Here is a 2,696-nt window from a genome sequence, read left to right on the forward strand (position 1 = left end):
TCGCCGAAAGAGTTGAATCGCTTCTTTAGGCGGGGCGCGCGTTTTAGTTTGAGGAAACTGCGCTCGGGCCGCGCGGGCCCCACGTCCCGTGGACGGGAAATGCTGACGCATTTCAACTGCCAGCCTCTACCCCCGTTCTTTGGCCGCGCGCTGGCGGAAATCTTATTCAAACGCAGATCATGCGTTTGAATGATTTCCTTTTCCAGCAGTCGCGCGCGGTTAGGCTAAGAAGGAATAGTAACGGCCGCCCGCCATGACGCGAACGCGTCGGCCGGGCAGGCCCCGCGTGCCCGCGGTGGGCAAATGGCAGCCTCTACCCCCGTTCTCTGTTCGCGCGGCTTTAGACGGATGATGCGCATCCTCAAACTGTTGGCGGAACCAAACTAATATGCGGTCTCTTATCCAAGCTGCGAGAGAACCCGAATCAGTATTTCCGACGGGTGTGGTCGCGACGCTTGGAGTAGTCCTGAGAACCGCCGCGACGCTGATAGGAGTCGCGAGGCCCGCGACGATAGTTCCGACCGCTGTCCCGAACGCCGTTCGGGTTGCGGTCGCTCTGCTTCTCGGACTCCTTGGCTAACTTGGCCAGCGGACGGTCGTCTTGGGCGAGCTCCCGAAGCGAGTTGAGCTTCTTCATCGCGGCTTCGGCGTCCTGGAACGGAATCGTCGCGAACGAAAAGTCGTCCATACATTTCACGTCGTCGATCTTCTGCTGGGGAATACCGCACTCGCGGGCCAGCAGCTCGACGATCAACTTAGGCCGATAACCGGAGCTCTTACCCAGGCCGATAAAGAGCCGCGAGGTGCCGCGACGGTTCACGTCGATCCGACGAATCTCGGGATAGTTGCTCTCGTCCAACTCGTTCTTGAAGGCCAGGCGCATCAGGGCGGCGAGGGCGACTTCCGGATCGAGCTCGGCCAGAAGCTCCCGGGCGATCTCGTCGTAGTCGGCGTAGGTCTCGTTTTCAACGATCTCGGCCAGTTCGTCCTTGATTTTCAGCTTCTTCATCTCGACGATATCATGCCCGGTGGGCAAGGTCTCTTTCCGGATTTCGGCTTTGACCTGGCGTTGCAGAAACATGAATTGCCGGTTCTCGGCGGGGGAGATGAAGGTGATGGCGGTTCCTTCGTTCCCGGCACGGCCGGTACGACCGATCCGGTGGACGTAGGATTCGGGATCCTGAGGCAGGGAGTAGTTGATGACGTGGGTCAGGTTCGAGACGTCGATCCCGCGGGCGGCGACGTCGGTGGCGACCAGTATGTTGGAGTGGCGTTTCTTGAATTTACGGAGGATCTTTTCGCGCTGGGACTGGGAGACGTCGCCGTGAAGCCCTTCGGCGGCATAGCCGCGTTCCAGGAGATTGTTGACGAGTTGGTCGACGGCGACTTTCGTGCGGCAAAAAACGATGCCGTAGAAGTCGTTCTCGACGTCGATGATCCGGGTCAGGGCGTCGAATTTGTCGCTCTCGCGGACTTCGAAGTAGATCTGGTCGGTGAGGTCGGCGGTGACTTGTTTGTTCTCGACGCGGAGCACTTCTATGTCGCGCATGTATTTCCGCGACAGTCCGGCGATCCGGTCGGGCATGGTGGCGGAGAAGAGGAAGATGCGACGCTCGTCGGGGGCGTAGCTCAGGATTTCGTCGACGTCGTCGATAAAGCCCATGTTGAGCATTTCGTCGGCTTCGTCGAGCACGAGCCACCGAAGGGAGGAGAGGTCGAGGGTCCCGCGGCGAAGGTGGTCGAGGATGCGGCCGGGGGTCCCGACGACGATGTCGACGCCGGCACGAAGTCGGCGCAGTTGTTCGTTCATGGCGGCGCCGCCGTAGATGGGGGTGACGCGCAGGTCGCCTTTGCGGAAGGATTGGATTTCGTCGTTCACCTGGATGGCGAGTTCGCGGGTGGGGGCGAGAATCAAGGCTTGCACTTGTTTGGCCCGGGGTTCGAGCAGCTCGACGATGGGCAGGCCGAAGGCGGCGGTTTTGCCGGTTCCGGTCTGGGCTTGGGCGATGATGTCGTTGCGGTTTTGCAGCATCACGGGAATGGTGAGCCGCTGGATGGGCGACGGGGTTTCGAACCCTTTGGCCGCCAAGGCGTCGAGCGTACGGTCGGAGAGACCGAGCTCTTTGAATGCTTCTAAGATCATAGACTGTTTCGATGTTTAGTGGGCTGCACAAATGGGGTGCGGCTCGTTCCGAAGGCCGGGTGTCCGTGGCTCCACTGGGGTTCAGTGCGCGGGAATACCGAAGGGCCGACACGCTGAAACCATCCTGACTTTTCCAGCCATCGAATTATCCGAACAGTCTCAAAAAAACAGGGCAAAGATAGGGAGTTTTCTCGGAATTCCGCGCGGGAGGGGCGTTTTTCCTGCGGGAGGGGAGGCGCGGCGCTCGCGCCGGGCTACCGCAATCACTATACGGGAGAAGGGGATGGCGCGGGAAGTCACGGCTTCGGCTATTCGTCGTCGGTGAGCGGGGGAGATGGACTCTATCTGAGTTTCAGCGGGGCGCACTTGAATCCTTGTTATGCGAATAATCGCGCGCTCGGTTTTCAGTTGCGTTGCCTCTCGGAATAAACGGATCGTGTGTTTATGGGGAGTAATTTAGCGTAAAGGGACCCGGTTCGAGTGCCGAGCGGCCCGCCCCGGGCTGCCGCAACGCACACTCGGGCTTACCGGTGGACGGCGGTGACGGAGGGTT

The 2,696-nt window shown here is 60.3% G+C and carries 1 protein-coding gene; it reads right to left on the minus strand.

Features of this window, described 5'->3' with window-relative positions; genetic code table 11:
- Window positions 1-424: 424 nt before the first annotated feature.
- Window positions 425-2,143 (minus strand): DEAD/DEAH box helicase, encoded by a 1,719-nt coding sequence (locus ACTO3O_RS09710; protein ID WP_297832900.1) that lies wholly within the window; start codon window positions 2,141-2,143, stop codon window positions 425-427.
- Window positions 2,144-2,696 lie beyond the last annotated feature (553 nt).

The sequence above is a fragment of the Rikenella sp. genome (assembly GCF_056799795.1).